This window comes from Mycobacterium sp., assembly GCF_036273375.1.
GTDB lineage: Bacteria > Actinomycetota > Actinomycetes > Mycobacteriales > Mycobacteriaceae > Mycobacterium.
Genome location: NZ_DASUHS010000158.1, coordinates 1 through 15,819, shown reverse-complemented (window position 1 = coordinate 15,819; position 15,819 = coordinate 1). Strand labels below are relative to the sequence as shown.

Genomic DNA, 15,819 nt, shown 5'->3' with positions numbered 1-15,819 from the left:
AGCTAGCCGGCCTGTTTCTCGGCCGCGTCGATGCGTTCGGCCGCCGCCAGGCTTCCCTCTTGCGCTTGCTGCTCCACCCAGTCGACCACCGGCCGGGCGTACATCATCTGGCTGGTGATGGCCATCTGGCCGCGGGTGCGGCCCAAGAAGGAGATCCCCCAGGCGAACATGGCGGCGATGCGATTGCGGTGGCCGACCAGGTAGTACAGGTGCAGCAGCAGCCACGCCAACCAGGCGATGAAGCCGCCGAACTCCAGCTTGCCGACCTTCGCGACGGCGCTATACCGCGAGATGAGGGCCATGCTGCCCTTGTCGAAGTACTTGAACGGCTTGCGGTTGGCGGGATCGTCGTGGCCCTTCACCGCCTGCTTGATGAGCTTGGTGACGTAGTGCGCCCCCTGGATCGCGCCCTGGGCCATGCCCGGGACGTCGGGCACCGACATCAGGTCGCCGACGACGAACACGTACCGATGCCCCTTGACCGTGAGGTCGGGCTCGACGATCACCCGGCCGGCGCGGTCGGTCTCGGTTCCGTCGGACTGCTCGGCGAGCATCTTGCCCAGCTCGCTGGCCTGCACGCCCGCGGCCCACACCTTGCACGCGCATTCGATGCGCCGCTCGCCGCCGTCCTTCTCCTTGATCGTGATGCCCATGTAGTCCACCGCGGTCACCATCGCGTTGAGCTGAACCTCGACGTCCATCTTCTCCAGCCGGCGTTGCGCCTTGAAACCCAGATTGGCACCCATCGGCGGCAACACCGCGGGTGCCGCGTCGAGCAGGATCACCCGGCATTCGCTGGGTGTGATCGTCCGGAACGCCCCGGCCAGGGTTCGCTCGGCGAGCTGCACGATCTCGCCGGCCAGCTCGACCCCGGTGGGCCCGGCGCCAACGACCACGAACGTCAGGCGGCGTTGCCGCTCGGACGGGTCGGTGGCGACTTCGGCGGCCTCGAACGCGCCGAGGATGCGGGCCCGCAGCTCAAGGGCGTCATCGACGCTTTTCATGCCGGGCGCGAAGGCCGCGTACTGGTCATTCCCGAAGTACGACTGCTGCGCGCCCGCAGCCACGATGAGGCTGTCAAAGGGTGTCACCGTCTGCATGCCCATCAGGTGCGACGTGACAGTCTTCGCCGTCAGGTCGATATCACTGACGTCGCCCCACAGCACCTGGACGTTCTTCTGCCGCCGCAGGATCAGCCGGGTGGTCGGGGCGATATCACCCTCGGACAGGATGCCGGTGGCCACTTGGTACAACAACGGCTGGAACAGGTGGGTCGTCGTCTTCGAGATCAGGGTGACGTCGACGTCGGCCCTGCTGAGTGCCTTGGCCGCGTTCAGCCCACCGAATCCGCTTCCGATGATGACGACGCGATGACGCGACATGCTCACCCCTTTTCCCAGAGTCCCCTGCGGCGCATACCCAGCCTATGACTCCGCTGCCCGACCCAGGGGAGAAACATGTCAAGCCCGGCTTGATGCGGCATCTTGGCCCAGCTGGGCCTCATGGCGCTGTGAACTGCTGCAGTTTAGAACGGCCACCCGTTGGAGTTGTCCTTGAATTTTCCGTTGACCGCGGTGCAGAAGTCGTTGGCGGTGCCGGCGAGCAAGATGTAGTAGGTCTCGCCGCGGCGGCTCTCGTAGGTGTTGGGGGTACTCCATCCGGCGTTGCAAAGCGAATTCTGCGTACCGGCCGTGGCTCTGCGCCAATTGGTCTTGGCGCAGGCGACCAGGCCGTCGACGTTCGGGGTAGCGCCCTTGGCCGCGACCACCATCGCGCCTCCCCATTGCCCGTCGCTGCGCCGAAAGGCGCGCGCCCCGAATCCGGCGTTGTTGGTCTGGCAGGTGAGCGCCCGGCGCATCAGTGAGAAGGGCGCGGCCAGTTGCGAACTCGTGCTCGCGGCGGCGCTCGTGATGAATTGCGCGGCGTCCGAGCCGTCGACCTCCTGCACGTTGGGAGCGCCGAAACTGAACAGCTGCTGTGCGGTCCCGGCATTGTTGCCGCCGCCGATGATCGGCCCACCGCCACTGGACGTCATTGCGGGCAGCGCCCCGGTGGGATCGGCGTCCGCCGTGGGCAAACCGGCGGCGGCGCCCAGGGCCAGCAGCGCGATCATGCAGCGAATCGGGCGGGCGGTGAGTCTCATGAACGTTATTTCAGCACGTGCGCGTAGTCGGCGCGGCGGTCGTCGGTAATCAATCCGGTCAGCACGTGCCGGGTCTGCAACGCGATGTACTGATCGATGCTGTAGATCGTCCCGAAGTGCCAGTGCTTGAGGGCCCAGCCATGGGCGAGCAGCATGATGTCGAACACGATGAGGTCGACGTCGACCGCGCGAAAGATCCCCTGGGCGATGCCATCCTCGATCACCGCGCGCAGCGGTGCGGCGCTGGCGATTTCGAGGTCCTTGATCTGGGAGCGGCCGGGCGCCCCGAGGGTGCGGCTCTCCCGGTAGGTCAGCACCACGCCGTCGAGGTTCTCGTCGACGATCTGGACATAGCGGCGCACGCCCATGGTCAACTGGTCGACGACGTCGTCACCGGCGGCCGCGATGACCGGTGCCAGTTGATCGCGGAACACGTCCAGGATCCGCACGATCGTCGCGAGCAGCAGGTCCTCCTTGCCGCCGAAGTACTTGTAGATCAGGCCGACGCTGACCTTGGCCTCGGTGGCCAGGTCCTGCATGGACATTTGGTGAAACCCGTTGCGGCCCATGACCTTGACCGCGGCATCCAGCACCTGGCGGCGCCGCGAACTGGCCCGGGCGGCGCGCACGGCCTCCTCGACGGGAAGATCGCTGTAATCGGTGACCATGACCCTAGATGCCCAGGTCCTTGGCGATGATCGTCTTCATGATCTCGTTGGTGCCGCCGTAGATGGTCTGAATGCGGGCGTCGACGAAGGCGCGCGCCACGCTGTATTCGCGCATGTAGCCGTATCCACCGTGCAATTGCAGGCAGCGGTCGGCGGTGCGCACCTGCAGGTCGGTGGTCCACCACTTCAGCCGGGCGGCGCGCGCGGCGGTCAGCTCGCCTGCCAGGTGCTCGGCCAGACAGTCGTCGAGATAGGTACGGGCGACGTCGATTTCGGTTGCGAGTTCGGCGAGGACGAATTGGCTGTTCTGAAAGCTGGCGATCGGTGAGCCGAACGCCGTGCGGTCGCGCACGTAGTCGAGGGTCTGCGCCAGAACGCCTTCGGCGGCGGCCACCGCCCCCACCCCGAGCGCGAGCCGCTCCTGGGGCAGGTTCTTCATCAGCTGGTAGAAACCCCTGCCTTCGTCTTCGAGCAGATTGGCCCTCGGCACCCGCATATCGGTGAAGGTGAGCTCGCTGGTGTCTTGGGCGTGCAGGCCGATCTTCTCCAGGTTGCGGCCGCGGGAGAAGCCGGGCGTGGCGGGGTCGACGACCAGGAGCGACAGCCCCTGGTGGCGGTCCGGCGCGGTGCGCACCGCGATGACGAAGAGATCGCCGATCTGTCCGTTGGAGATGAACGTCTTGGCGCCGTTGACGACGTAGTCGTCACCGTCTCGCACCGCCGTCGTGCGGATCCCCGCCAGATCGCTGCCGGTGCCGGGCTCGGTCATCGCGATGGCGAGCACCGTCTCGCCGGTGACCGCGCCGGGCAGCCAGCGTTGTTGCTGTTCGGGGGTGGTCAGATCGGTGAGATAGGGCAGCACCACGTCGTTTTGCAGCGTGAAGGCGATGGCCTCGGCGGCGGCACCCGCGCGCTGCAATTCGTCGATCACGATCGCGTTGTAGCGGAAATCGCTCACACCCGGACCGCCGAGACGCTCGGGCACCGAGAAGCCCAGCAGCCCGAGTTTGCCCGCCTCGATGAACAGCGAGCGATCCCATTGGCCGTCCCGTTCCCAATTCTCGTGATTGGGCACGACCGTCTGCCGCACGAAATCGCGTACCAGTTCTCGGAACTGGTGATGCTCGGACGTGTACTCCAGGCGTGCGGCCATCGGTGCTCCTGTCAGCGGAAGGCGTCGCTGCCGGTGAACGCATGGCCGAGGACCAGCTGATGCATTTCGGGCGTTCCCTCGTACGTCAGCACCGATTCCAGGTTGACCATGTGCCGGATGACGGGGTATTCCAGCGATATTCCGTTGCCACCCAGTATGGTTCGCGCGGTCCGGCAGATCTTGATTGCCTCGCGGGTGTTGTTGAGCTTGCCGAAGCTTACCTGCTCGGGACGCAGCCCGCCGCTGTCCTTGAGGCGACCGAGGTGCAGCGACAACAGCTGGCCCTTGTGCAGCTCGACCGCCATGTCGACGAGCTTGGCCTGGGTCAGCTGGAAGCCGGCGATGGGGCGGCCGAACTGGGTGCGTTGCGTGGCGTAATCGAGAGCGGCCTGCCAGGCCGAGCGGGCCGCTCCCATGGAGCCCCAGATGATTCCGTAGCGGGCCTCGGACAGACAGGACAGCGGCCCGCGCAGCCCCTTGGCCTCGGGCAGCATCGCCTCGGCCGGCACCCGCACGTCGTCGAGCACCAATTCACTGGTGATCGAGGCCCGCAGCGACAGCTTGTGGTGAATGGTGTTGGCGCTGAATCCCGGCGTCTTGGTGGGCACGATGAAACCGCGGATCCCGTCGTCGGTGGCGGCCCACACGACCGCGACGTCGGCGACCGAGCCGTTGGTGATCCACAACTTGCGTCCATTCAGCACCCAGTCCGAACCATCTTGGCGCGCCCGGGTTTTCATCGCGGCGGGATCGGAGCCGACGTCGGGTTCGGTCAGGCCGAAGCAGCCGAGTAGCTCGCCGGTGGCCATGCCGGGCAGCCATTCCTGCTTCTGCTCCTCGGACCCGAAATTCCAGATCGCGAACATCGCCAGCGACCCCTGCACCGAGACCATGGACCGAATACCGGAGTCGGCGGCCTCCAGCTCGGTGCAGGCCAGGCCGTAGTGCACCGACGACGCCCCGCCGCAGCCGTACCCGTCCAGGTGCATGCCCAGCAAGCCGAGTTGACCGAACCCCTTGGCCAGTTCGCGAACCGGAAGGTCGCCGATTTCGAACCACTCCGCGATGTGCGGGAGGACATGCTCGGCGCAGAATTCCCGCACGGTGTCGCGCACCGCAAGCTCATCGCTGGATAGCGAGGCGTCGAGGCCGAGCGGGTCGTTGCGGTCGAAGGCGGGTGGTGTCTTAGTACTCATGTGATCAGCCTGCCATCGTCAGGCCGCCGCTCACACTTATCACCTGTCCGGTGATGAACGAGGCGGCCTCGGACGCGAAGAACAGCACGGGCGCGGCGACCTCCTCGGGCCGGGCCAGCCGGCGAAACGGGATGGCCTTGACCAGTGCTTCCCGCAATTTCTCGGGTTGCGCATGAAACAGCGGGGTGTCGGTCGGGCCGGGGCACACGCAGTTGACGGTGATCTGGTGTCGAGCCATCTCGCGGGCCAGCGACTTGGTCAAGGCGATCACCCCGCCCTTGGCACCGGCGTAGATGCTCTCCCCGGCGCTGCCGACCCGGCCGGCGTCACTGGCGAGGTTGACCACGCGTCCGCCGCCGTGCGTCTCGATCATCCCCGGCAGGAACGCCGAGCAGACGTGCACCGGTCCCAGGTAGTTGATGGCCACCACCTTCTGAGCGAATTCCGGTGTGGCGTTGAGGAATTGGTCGGTGCGGTCCCATCCGGCCGCGTTGACGACGATGTTGGGCACGCCGAGATCGGAGTGGATCCGGTCCCGCAGGGTGCCGACCTGTTCCGGGTCGGCCACGTCCACCGGTAACGCGGTGATCAGGCCGGGGCGTTCGTCGGCGGTGTCGCATGCCGCCGTCCGGTCGAGATCGGCGGCGACCACGCGCTCGCCGCGCGCGGCGAGTCCCAGCGCAATCGCCTTGCCGATGCCGGATCCGGCGCCGGTCACCACCGCAAGGCCGGCCCGTGAATCAGTATTCATTCTTGACGAATCTAAGTTCACCGCGGCTGCGCGGTCAAGATCGCGGAGCATCCCGGTAGTCTGCCTGCATGCTTAGGCTCCAGCGGCCGGCCTGGCTCGCGGTGGATGTCGTCGGTGTGCTGGTGTTCTGCGCCGTGGGGCGCCGCAGCCACGACGAAGGTCTCAATGTCACCGGAATCGCCGTGACGGCCTGGCCGTTTCTCACCGGCACCGTCGTCGGGTGGCTGGTCTCCCGCGCGTGGCGGCGGCCGACCGCGGTGGTGCCGACCGGGGTCGTCGTGTGGTTGTCCACCGTGGTCATCGGCATGCTGCTGCGCAAGGCGACTTCCGCGGGCGTGGCGGCAAGTTTCGTGGTGGTCGCGACGACGGTCACCGCGCTGTTGTTGCTGGGCTGGCGAGTGGCCGCCGGGCTGACCCTACGGCGTCGCTCCGGCGTCTGAAACGACCATGGTGCAGACGGCCGACGTGGCGGTAACCGCAACATTCGGTGCGGCCGCGCGGGCGATGGCCACCAATAAGGGGCAGCTGAACGATTCGTTCGCAGAGCCGCTGCTGTGCGCCGTCGGGATCGACTACCTCTCCCGGGCTATCAAGGACCACGTGTTCGCCGAGGACGACGGCGACGACCCGGCGATGGCGGCGCTGATGGATGCGCTGGCGGCGCATACGCGGTTCGTGGACGAATTCCTGGCCGACGCGGTCCGGGCGGGCATTCGGCAGGTGGTGATCCTGGCGTCGGGTCTGGACACCCGGCCCTACCGGTTGTGGTGGCCTCGGGGGACCACGGTGTATGAGGTCGATCAGCCGCAAGTGCTCGATTTCAAAGCCGAAGTGCTGCGCGGGCTGGACGCCGAATTGGCCACCCACCGGCGTGCGATCGGCATTGAACTGGACCAGGATTGGCCGGCGGCGCTGCGCCGGGTCGGGTTCGACACCGCGGCGCCCACGGTCTGGGTCGCCGAGCAGTTGCTCGTCGGATACCTACCGCCCGACGCGCAGAATCAATTGCTGAACGGCATCACCACCGCGAGCGCTGCGGGCAGCCGGTTCACCGCCGATCACATGCCCACCTGGAATCCGTTGCAGCTCGGGGCCGAGCGCGCGTTCGTCGACGGCTGGCGGCAGCGCGGCCTGGACGTCGACCTGGCCAGCCTGACCTACCCCGGCGAATATCATTATGTGCCAGAGTATTTGGCGTCGAATGGCTGGGAGACGGCCGGGCTTGGCATCACCGAGCTGCTGGGCGCCATGGGGCTGCGCAGGCGGCGGCGGACGGGGCCCGGCGACGCGGAGTTCATCCCGGAATACATCACCGCGACACGCGTTTGAGTTTTGGTGATGCCGCAATCTTGCCCGCCACATGGTCAACTGCGGTTCGTGTCGGCCACTCACGACGACCCGCTGGCACAACCGCTGCTGGCCGAACTGGCCGTCGAGTACGCGCAGCGATACGGCGGCACGCCGAGCACCCACCTCACCTGGTTGCCGGTGCCCCGGGCGGAGTTGGCGCCACCGGACGGCGGACTGCTGATCGGCGTGATGGACGGCGTGCCGGTGACCGGCGGTGCGTTTCGCCGTTACGACGCCAACACCGCCGAGCTCAAGCGGATTTGGACCGACGCTGCCCATCGGCGCCGCGGTTACGCCAGGGCGCTGCTCGCAGCGCTGGAGGCCGAGACCCTGGCACGGGGGTATCGGCGGCTCTACCTGATCACCGGCAATCGGCAGCCAGAGGCCGAGGCGCTCTACGACGCGACGGGGTATACCCGGATACCGCCGGACCCGCTGCCGTCGTGGGGTCCGTTCCTTCCGATCGCGTTCGAGAAGTGGCTGGCTTGACTTAGGCACCGTCACAACCGGTTTCAAGGAAAATGGGTCTCCCAACTCAGCTAGCGGATGTGCTAGCACGTTTGAGAGTCACACTATAGAAACTTTGGTGATGCCGATGTGGTTGGTGTGGCGATGATCTCGCCCGAAGTCATTTGCCGCCAGCCAACGAGATGGCCCGCGCTGTGGCTTCTCGGATCGGGCCGCGCCACACATCCCCGTGCCCGGGCAACAACACCTCGGTGTCCAGCAGGGCAAGTGCGTCCAGGCTGCGCACCGAATTCTGCTGGCTGTGGCTGAACACCGCCGGCAGCAGCTGCGGCCCACCGCGGCGCAGCAGCGGGTGCCCGGTGATCAGCGCGTCGCCGCTGACCAGCACGCCGTCGACCACATACGAGGAGTGCCCGCTGGTGTGCCCGGGGGTGAACACCGTCGTCGGGTGGCCGGGCAGCCCGGCGGCCACCTCGGCGGTCAGCGCCCGGGTGGACGGGATGCCGTCGCGAATCAGGCCGCCGCTGCGCAGCACGTGCAGGCCCCATTTCGCCCAGCGTGGCCGCCAAATGCGCAGGGCGACATCGAAAACCGATGCTTGTTCCAGATACTCGCGCTTGGCGTGGCCCACTTCCTCGGCATGGCAATACACGTCGGTGCCGTATTCGTTGGCGAGCCAGATCGCCGAGCCCAAATGGTCGATGTGGGCGTGCGTAAGCAGGACGGCACGCACCTCGCCGGGGCCGTAACTCAGCTCCCGCAGCGACGACAGCACGTCCTCGCGGTCGCCGGGATATCCGGCGTCGATCAGCATTACGCCGGTGCCGTCGACGACCAGCGTCCAGTTAACGGCCTCTCCCTGGGCGAGGTACACCGTGTCGGTCACTTGAACGAGGGTTGGCGCCGATCCCATGCCCGCGAGTGTAGGAGCGCTGCGGGGAGCGATCGCAAGCGCGGCGATGCCGGGCGCGGCGGGTCGCGACCGTTAGCACAGGAGTAGAAAGAACGGGTGGCTGAACTGAAACTCGGATACAAAGCGTCCGCTGAACAATTTGCACCGCGCGAGCTCGTCGAACTCGCTGTCGCCGCCGAAGGGCACGGCATGGACAGCGCCACCGTCAGTGACCACTTCCAGCCGTGGCGGCACGAGGGCGGACACGCACCGTTCTCGCTGGCCTGGATGACCGCAGTCGGCGAGCGCACCAAGAGGTTGGTGCTGGGCACCTCGGTGCTCACGCCGACCTTCCGGTACAACCCCGCCGTCATCGCGCAGGCGTTCGCCACGATGGGTTGCCTGTACCCGGATCGCATTTTCCTCGGCGTCGGCACCGGCGAGTCGCTCAACGAGATAGCCACCGGATACGAGGGCGAGTGGCCGGAGTTCAAGGAACGCTATGCCCGGCTGCGCGAATCGGTGCGGCTGATGCGCGAACTGTGGCTCGGCGACCGTGTCGACTTCGAGGGCGAGTACTACCACACCAAGGGCGCCTCCATCTACGACGTTCCGGAGGGCGGCATCCCGATCTATATCGCCGCGGGCGGCCCGCAGGTGGCCAAATACGCGGGCCGCGCCGGCGACGGCTTCATCTGCACCTCCGGCAAGGGCGAGGAGCTGTACAAGGACAAGCTGATGCCCGCCATGAGGGAGGGCGCGGAGGCGGCCGGAAAGAATCCGGACGACGTCGATCGGATGATCGAAATCAAGATCTCCTACGACACCGACCCCGACAAGGCGCTGGAGAACACCCGGTTCTGGGCGCCGCTGTCGCTGACCGCCGAGCAGAAAACGAGCATTCACGACCCGCTGGAGATGGAGAAGGCCGCAGACGAGCTGCCCATCGAGCAGGTCGCCAAGCGCTGGATCGTGGCGTCCGATCCCGACGAGGCGGTCGAAAAGGTCGGCCAGTACGTGCAATGGGGCCTCAACCACCTGGTGTTCCACGCGCCCGGCCATGACCAACGCCGGTTCTTGGAGCTCTTCGAGAAGGACCTGGCGCCGCGGCTGCGGCGGCTGGCCTGAAAGGCGGGCGAATGGCTTCCGGCGCTGTGTCGGTTCAGTGACAGCGATCTATATCGCCGCCCCCGAGCCGGAGACCGGCAAGTCGACGATCGCGCTGGGGCTGCTGCACCGGTTGACCGCGACGGTCGCCAAAGTCGGTGTGTTCCGGCCCATTACGCGCTCTGAATCAAACGACCGCGACTACATCCTGGAACTGTTGCTGACACGGACCACCGCGGGTCTGTCGTACGAGCAGTGCGTCGGCGTCACCTATCAGCAGCTGCACGCCGACGGCGACGCCGCGATCGCCCGCATCGTCGACGCCTATCAGGCGGTGGCCGAGGCGTGCGACGTGGTGGTGATCGTCGGCAGCGACTACACGGACGTGACCCGGCCCGCGGAACTTACGACCAACGCGCGCATTGCGGTCAACCTCGGTGCACCGCTGCTGCTGACGGTCAGCGGCAAGGGGCGCACGGCCGCGGAGATCGCCAGCGTCGTCGACGTCTGCCTGGCCGAGCTGGACGCCCAGCACGCCCACACCGCTGCCGTGGTGGCCAACCGGTGCGAGCCGACCGAGCTCGCCGACGTGGCCGAAGCGCTGCGCAAATTCTCGCAGCGCAGCTATGTGCTGCCCGACGAGCCACTGCTGTCGGCCCCGACGGTGGCCGAGCTGGAGAAGGCGGTCGGCGGAACGCCGGTCAGCGGCGAAGAGTCTCTGCGCGAACGCGAGGTCACCGGCGTGCTGGTCGCGGGGATGACCGCCGACCACGTTCTGGAGCGGCTGCGCGACGGCATCGCGGTCATCACGCCCGGCGACCGCTCGGACGTGGTGCTCGCCGTCGCCAGCGCCCATGCCGCGGAAGGCTTTCCGTCGCTGTCGTGCATCGTGCTCAACGGCGGCTTCGCGCTGCACCCGTCCATCGCCGCCCTGGTTGCCGGACTGCGGCTGCGGCTACCGATCGTCGCTACCGCACTGGGCACCTACGACACCGCCAGCGCGGCGGCGTCGGCCCGGGGCAGGGTCACGGCGACCTCGCAGCGCAAGATCGACACCGCGCTGGAGCTGATGGACAGCCATGTCGACATCACCGATCTGTTGGCGCAGCTTGCCATTCCGATCCCCACCGTCATCACGCCGCAGATGTTCATCCACCGGCTGACGCTGCAGGCGCGTTCGGATCGCAAGCACATCGTGCTTCCCGAAGGCGACGACGACCGCATCCTGCGGTCCGCCGGCCGGGTGCTGCAGCGCCGCGTCGCCGACCTGACCATCCTGGGTGACGAAGCCCAAATCCGCCAGCGCTCGGGAGAACTCGGGGTCGACCTGGGTGACGTCACGGTGATAGACCCGCGCAGTAGCCGGCTGCGCGACGAGTTCGCCGACCAGTACGCAGAGTTGCGCAAGGCGAAGGGCATCACCGTCGAGCAGGCCCGGGAGGCCATGCGCGACAGCACGTATTTCGGCACCATGCTGGTACACAACTCCCATGTCGACGGCATGGTGTCCGGCGCCGCACACACCACCGCCCATACCGTTCGGCCCGCATTCGAAATCATCAAAACGGTCCCGGATGTCTCGACGGTGTCCAGCATCTTCTTGATGTGCCTGCCCGATCGCGTGCTGGCGTACGGCGACTGCGCGATCATCCCGAATCCGACACCCGAGCAGCTGGCCGACATCGCGATCTCGTCGGCGCGCACCGCCGCACAGTTCGGCATCGAACCGCGGGTGGCGATGTTGTCGTACTCGACCGGTGACTCGGGTACGGGCGCGGACGTCGACAAGGTAAGGACGGCAACCGAATTGGTGCGGAAACGGAACCCCGACCTACCGGTCGAGGGGCCCATCCAGTACGACGCCGCGATCGAACCGTCGGTCGCCGCCACCAAACTGCGCGACTCGCCGGTGGCGGGCCACGCCACGGTGCTGATCTTCCCCGACCTCAACACGGGCAACAACACCTACAAGGCGGTGCAGCGTAGCGCCGGGGCGCTTGCCATCGGGCCCGTGCTGCAGGGCTTGCGCAGGCCGGTGAACGACCTGTCCAGGGGTGCGTTGGTCGAAGACATCGTGAACACTGTGGCCATCACCGCGATCCAGGCCCAGGGGCAGCCATGACGGACAGTGGCGACGCACGCCTGGTGTTGGTGATCAACTCCGGCTCGTCATCCCTGAAATATCAAGTGGTCGACCCCGATTCGGGAGCAGCGCGGGCGACGGGTCTCGTCGAGCGGATCGGAGAGGAATCCTCGCCGGTTCCCGATCATGACGCGGCGCTGCGCCGCGCGTTCGACGAGCTGGCCGACGATGGCATCGACCTGAAGGCGAGCGGCATCGTCGCGGTGGGCCATCGAGTGGTGCACGGCGGCAACATTTTCTATCAACCCACGCTGCTGGACGACGCGGTGATCGGCAGACTGCACAGATTGTCGGAGTTGGCCCCGCTGCACAACCCGCCGGCGCTCAAGGGAATCGAGGTCGCGCGCAAACTGCTGCCCGACCTCGCTCACATCGCCGTGTTCGATACCGGCTTCTTCCACGACTTGCCGCCCGCGGCGGCCACCTACGCCATCGATCGCGATCTGGCGCAGCGATATCAGATCCGCCGGTACGGGTTTCACGGAACGTCGCACCGCTACGTCAGCGAGCAGGCCGCCGCGTTCCTGGACCGATCGGTCGGTGACGTGAAACAGATTGTGCTGCACCTGGGTAACGGTTGCTCCGCCTCAGCGATCGCCGGTACCAGGCCGCTGGACACCTCGATGGGCTTGACGCCGCTGGAAGGCCTGGTGATGGGCACCCGCAGCGGCGACATCGATCCCAGCGTCGTCGGCTACCTATCCCACACGGCCAAGATGGGCGTCGACGACGTCGAGTCCATGCTCAACCAGCGCTCCGGGGTGTTGGGTCTGTCCGGTGAGCGCGACTTTCGCCGGCTGCGGACGATGATCGAATCCGGCGACGAGTCAGCGAAACTGGCGTACAGCGTGTTCACGCATCGGCTGCGCAAGTACATCGGCGCCTACCTGGCGGTGCTGGGGCACACCGATGTCATCAGCTTCACCGCCGGGATCGGCGAGAACGACCCGGCGGTGCGCCGCGACGCGGTCTCCGGTATGGAGGAACTGGGTATCGTGCTCGATGAGCGCCGCAACCTCGGCGGCGGCAATGGTGCACGCCAGATTTCCGCCGACGATTCACCGATCGCCGTGCTGGTGGTCCCGACCAACGAAGAGCTGGCCATCGCCCGCGACTGTGTGAACGTGCTAGGCGGATAGGAAGCCCAGGCTGTTTCGTCCGGCACCCACCGCGGGCGTGGGATCGGTCCCGACAGTTCGTGCGAGCAGCTCGGCGTAGATGTCACGGAAATCGATGGTGTACTTCAAATCTCCGTTGTCGAGATCGGTGAGGCTGGGCTGTTCGCCGTAGAAGCCGCCCTTCACGGGTGGGCCCGCAATGAAAGCGGGACCGGCCGTGCCGTGATCGGTGCCCTGTGAGGCATTGGCGCGCACCCGGCGCCCGAATTCCGAATACGCCAGCAGCACCACGTCGCGACCGGTCATCTCCTGGACGAATGCGGTGACCGCCTCGTCGAATGTCTGTAGGAGTCGCTGCTGGGTGCCGCGTTCGCCGGCGTGGGTGTCGAAGCCGCCCGCCTGCACCGTGTAGACCCGCGTGGGAACGCGGGCCTTGATGGCCTGGGCCACCATGCTCAGCTGGGTGGACAGTGAGTTACGGTCCTTGGCAGCGGGTTTCACCGACTCAAAAGTGGCGTCGGCCGTGCGCGCGGCGCGGTAGGCCTTGCACACGGCGGCCATCGCCGGGGTGTCGTCGGGATCGTCGTTGCCCAGCGCGGTCATCACTGCGTCGAACTTCCCCGTGTCGCCCGACGCGCCGCCCGGCGAAAGCGCCGCGGCCGTGCACTTTGCGCCGACGGCCAGTGGAGGCAGGACGGCGCCAATGTTGACCGCCCGCAACGGATCATCTCCGGTGGCGTCGAGCCAGCGGCCGATCCAGCCGGTCGACACAGGCTCGGCAGGTGACGCCGTCTGCCAGATGTCCATGGACCGAAAGTGGCTGTGGTCGGGCTTCGGGTAGCCCGCGCCGCGCACGATGGCGAGCTGCCGCTGGTTCCACAGCCCCGCCAATCCCTTCAGCGCCGGGTTGAGCCCCAGCTGCTGATCGAGGTGTAGAACATCGCCCGGTGCGTAGGCGAGTTCGGGGCGAGCGTCGTGATAGGCGTTGTCCGCGTAGGGAATCACGGTGTTGATGCCGTCGTTGCCGCCGTAGAGCGTGGCGATGACCAGGACACCGGCGCCGTCGGCCAGCGGCCGGTCCTGGGCCGCGCGCAGCAGGTCGGGCCAACTGACCGCCACCGTTCCAGACAACAGGCCGGCCGCGCCGACGCCCGCGCTGGCGATCAGGAATCGGCGACGGTTCATCTCGGGCATCGCTGTCTCGCTAGGACGTCAGGTATTCGGGAGTGTTGACGGCGGCCGCGACCAACCGCGCCGGTTGGCGCACCAGCGGCTGCAGTGCCTTGACGGTGCGGTCGGACCAAGAGCCGACGCCGATCAGATAACCGACCGCGTCGACGCGGTCACCGGCGGCGGCGCCCTCGATGCCGGAGAGGTCGCCCGCGTGTGCCAGTTCGGTCGCGGCGCGTAGGCGGGCCCCGGCGCTGGCGGTGGACAGCCACAGCTGGCCGCTGGGCCAGCCTCCGACGCTGGGCGGATAGAACGGTCGCTGGCCCAGCGTGCGCAATGTCGTGTCGATCATCTTCAGGCGCTTGGGGTCGTCGACTGGAACCCGCAGCGCCCGGATGACGCCGACGAGCCATTCGGCCGGGGTGTTGACCACCGCGGCGCGGCTGCCGGTGAACTCGCTGTCGGTGAGGATCGCCCGGGTCAGCGCGCGCAGGTCGCGGTTGGGGCCGTAGGCGGCGACCAGCCGGTCGAGCACCGCCGGTGATGGCGGATGGTCGGACGCCAATTGCTGCCACAGGCGTCCCGCGATGTATTCCGCCGATTTGGGTTGCGCCAGCACGGTGTCGCAGAATCCGGCGGCATCGAAGTCGCGGCTCTGCCCGAACAGCGTCTTGGCGCTCGCGTCATGGCGTTTGGGGGTCATGGAGGTTTTACCCCCGGCGCCGATGACCCATCCCGTCAGGGCCCGCGCACCGTTGCGCACGTCGCTTTCGGTGTAGCCGTTGCCATGTCCCAGTGCGAACAGCTCCATGAACTCGCGGGCCAGGTTTTCGTTGGGCGCCTTGGCGGTACTGCTCGGCGCGTCCAGCCAGCGCAGCATCGCGGCGTCGGTCAGCATCGCGTAAGCCAGGGCGCGAAAATCACCCAGCGACCCCGCGCGCAGTTTCTGATTCTGCGCGGCCATGTACCCGGCGACCCGGACTTTCTGCGCCGAGGTGGCGAAGTGGTTGTGCCACAACAGGGTTAGTTTTTCGTGAACCGGCTGCCGCACGCCGGCCATGCGACGTATCCACCAATTCGACAGCACGGCCAGCTGTTGGGTCACCTGCTGGTTGTATTGCTTGTGCGCGGCCCGCGTAGCGCCCTTGCCCGGCGGCCTGAGTGCGTCCAGGGCGGGCATCGGCGTGGCGGCCGCACCCGGGTCGGTGTCGGGATCGGTGGCCAGCATCGCGTCCACATAGCCGGGCCAGTACCGGTCGACGGCCGCGTCGACCTCGGGCCCGGTCACCCCGAACCCGGCCCGGCGCAGCATGCGGGCCGTGCTGACCCATGCGGTGGACTGACCTGCCATCCGACAATTGTGCCCGGTCTTCCTTGGGATTTCCTATGACACCTGTGTATGCAGGTGCACGCACTGCGGCCCAGGCGTGTGATCCTGCGCGGCATGAAGGAGCCGTTTGTCGGCAGCGAGGCGTTGCGCTGTGGCTCGTTGAGCCGGCACCAACTTCGGACGCGATACCGCGCGGTGTTTCCCGACGTCTACCTCTCGAATGACGCCGTGCCCTCGCTCGAGTTGCGTATCGCGGCCGCCTGGCTGTGGTCTTCTGGCCAAGCCGTCATCGCAGGGGCAGCCGCCGCTTTCCTGCACAGCGCCAGGTGG

Annotated in this window: 15 protein-coding genes and 1 pseudogene; 7 read left to right on the top strand and 9 right to left on the bottom strand. The window is 67.2% G+C overall.

The window, feature by feature from the left end:
• Positions 1-2: 2 nt before the first annotated feature.
• The 6 genes from ndhA to VFW69_RS14990 all read right to left on the bottom strand — a co-directional run bounded on the left by ndhA (position 3) and on the right by VFW69_RS14990 (position 5,911).
• Positions 3-1,382, bottom strand: coding sequence for a type II NADH:quinone oxidoreductase NdhA (gene ndhA / locus VFW69_RS15015; protein WP_526502299.1), 1,380 nt, complete (start codon positions 1,380-1,382; stop codon positions 3-5).
• A 143-nt stretch (positions 1,383-1,525) separates the two neighbouring features.
• A complete protein-coding gene (locus VFW69_RS15010; protein WP_526502298.1) occupies positions 1,526-2,143 on the bottom strand; it encodes a hypothetical protein in 618 nt (205 codons plus the stop codon).
• 5 nt (positions 2,144-2,148) lie between these two features.
• Positions 2,149-2,811 carry a TetR/AcrR family transcriptional regulator gene (locus VFW69_RS15005; protein ID WP_526502297.1) on the bottom strand — a complete coding sequence of 221 codons (663 nt, stop codon included), beginning with the start codon at positions 2,809-2,811 and terminating at the stop codon, positions 2,149-2,151.
• Positions 2,812-2,815: 4 nt separating this feature from the next.
• Positions 2,816-3,964, bottom strand: coding sequence for an acyl-CoA dehydrogenase family protein (locus VFW69_RS15000; protein WP_526502296.1), 1,149 nt, complete (start codon positions 3,962-3,964; stop codon positions 2,816-2,818).
• 11 nt (positions 3,965-3,975) lie between these two features.
• Positions 3,976-5,160 carry an acyl-CoA dehydrogenase family protein gene (locus VFW69_RS14995; protein ID WP_526502295.1) on the bottom strand — a complete coding sequence of 395 codons (1,185 nt, stop codon included), beginning with the start codon at positions 5,158-5,160 and terminating at the stop codon, positions 3,976-3,978.
• Between the two features lie 4 nt (positions 5,161-5,164).
• Positions 5,165-5,911, bottom strand: coding sequence for an SDR family NAD(P)-dependent oxidoreductase (locus VFW69_RS14990; protein ID WP_526502294.1), 747 nt, complete (start codon positions 5,909-5,911; stop codon positions 5,165-5,167).
• Positions 5,912-5,979: 68 nt separating this feature from the next.
• Here VFW69_RS14990 and VFW69_RS14985 point away from each other — a divergent pair, with 68 nt between their 5' ends.
• The 3 genes from VFW69_RS14985 to VFW69_RS14975 are packed head-to-tail and all read left to right on the top strand — an operon-like array spanning position 5,980 to position 7,750.
• Positions 5,980-6,351 carry a DUF3054 family protein gene (locus VFW69_RS14985; protein WP_526502293.1) on the top strand — a complete coding sequence of 124 codons (372 nt, stop codon included), beginning with the start codon at positions 5,980-5,982 and terminating at the stop codon, positions 6,349-6,351.
• 7 nt (positions 6,352-6,358) lie between these two features.
• Entirely contained in the window at positions 6,359-7,240 is an 882-nt protein-coding gene (locus VFW69_RS14980) for an SAM-dependent methyltransferase (protein WP_526502292.1), read from the top strand.
• A gap of 6 nt (positions 7,241-7,246) precedes the next feature.
• Positions 7,247-7,750, top strand: a complete 504-nt coding sequence (locus tag VFW69_RS14975; RefSeq protein ID WP_526502291.1) for a GNAT family N-acetyltransferase — start codon at positions 7,247-7,249, stop codon at positions 7,748-7,750.
• Between the two features lie 139 nt (positions 7,751-7,889).
• Here VFW69_RS14975 and VFW69_RS14970 read toward each other — a convergent pair whose 3' ends face one another.
• Positions 7,890-8,642 carry an MBL fold metallo-hydrolase gene (locus VFW69_RS14970; protein WP_526502290.1) on the bottom strand — a complete coding sequence of 251 codons (753 nt, stop codon included), beginning with the start codon at positions 8,640-8,642 and terminating at the stop codon, positions 7,890-7,892.
• 96 nt (positions 8,643-8,738) lie between these two features.
• Between VFW69_RS14970 and fgd the strand changes: the two genes are divergently transcribed.
• From fgd to VFW69_RS14955, 3 genes are read left to right on the top strand one after another with little or no spacing between them, the layout of a single operon-like run.
• On the top strand, positions 8,739-9,749 hold the full coding sequence (gene fgd / locus VFW69_RS14965; RefSeq protein ID WP_526502289.1) for a glucose-6-phosphate dehydrogenase (coenzyme-F420): 1,011 nt from the start codon (positions 8,739-8,741) through the stop codon (positions 9,747-9,749).
• Positions 9,750-9,786: 37 nt separating this feature from the next.
• Positions 9,787-11,850, top strand: coding sequence for a phosphate acetyltransferase (gene pta / locus VFW69_RS14960; protein ID WP_526502288.1), 2,064 nt, complete (start codon positions 9,787-9,789; stop codon positions 11,848-11,850).
• On the top strand, positions 11,847-13,010 hold the full coding sequence (locus VFW69_RS14955; RefSeq protein WP_526502287.1) for an acetate/propionate family kinase: 1,164 nt from the start codon (positions 11,847-11,849) through the stop codon (positions 13,008-13,010). The genes pta and VFW69_RS14955 overlap by 4 nt, the downstream gene beginning before the upstream one ends.
• Here the strand turns inward: VFW69_RS14955 and VFW69_RS14950 are convergent.
• Both VFW69_RS14950 and VFW69_RS14945 read right to left on the bottom strand, forming a co-directional pair.
• The gene (locus VFW69_RS14950) at positions 12,999-14,183 is read right to left on the bottom strand and encodes a DUF1501 domain-containing protein (protein ID WP_526502286.1); all 1,185 of its coding nucleotides are present in this window, start codon (positions 14,181-14,183) and stop codon (positions 12,999-13,001) included. The two genes, VFW69_RS14955 and VFW69_RS14950, sit on opposite strands and share 12 nt — an antisense overlap.
• A gap of 10 nt (positions 14,184-14,193) precedes the next feature.
• Positions 14,194-15,510, bottom strand: coding sequence for a DUF1800 domain-containing protein (locus VFW69_RS14945; protein ID WP_526502285.1), 1,317 nt, complete (start codon positions 15,508-15,510; stop codon positions 14,194-14,196).
• A 93-nt stretch (positions 15,511-15,603) separates the two neighbouring features.
• On the opposite strand from VFW69_RS14945, the pseudogene VFW69_RS14940 reads away from it, so the two are divergent.
• Positions 15,604-15,819: pseudogene (locus tag VFW69_RS14940) on the top strand (hypothetical protein); the annotation flags it as partial.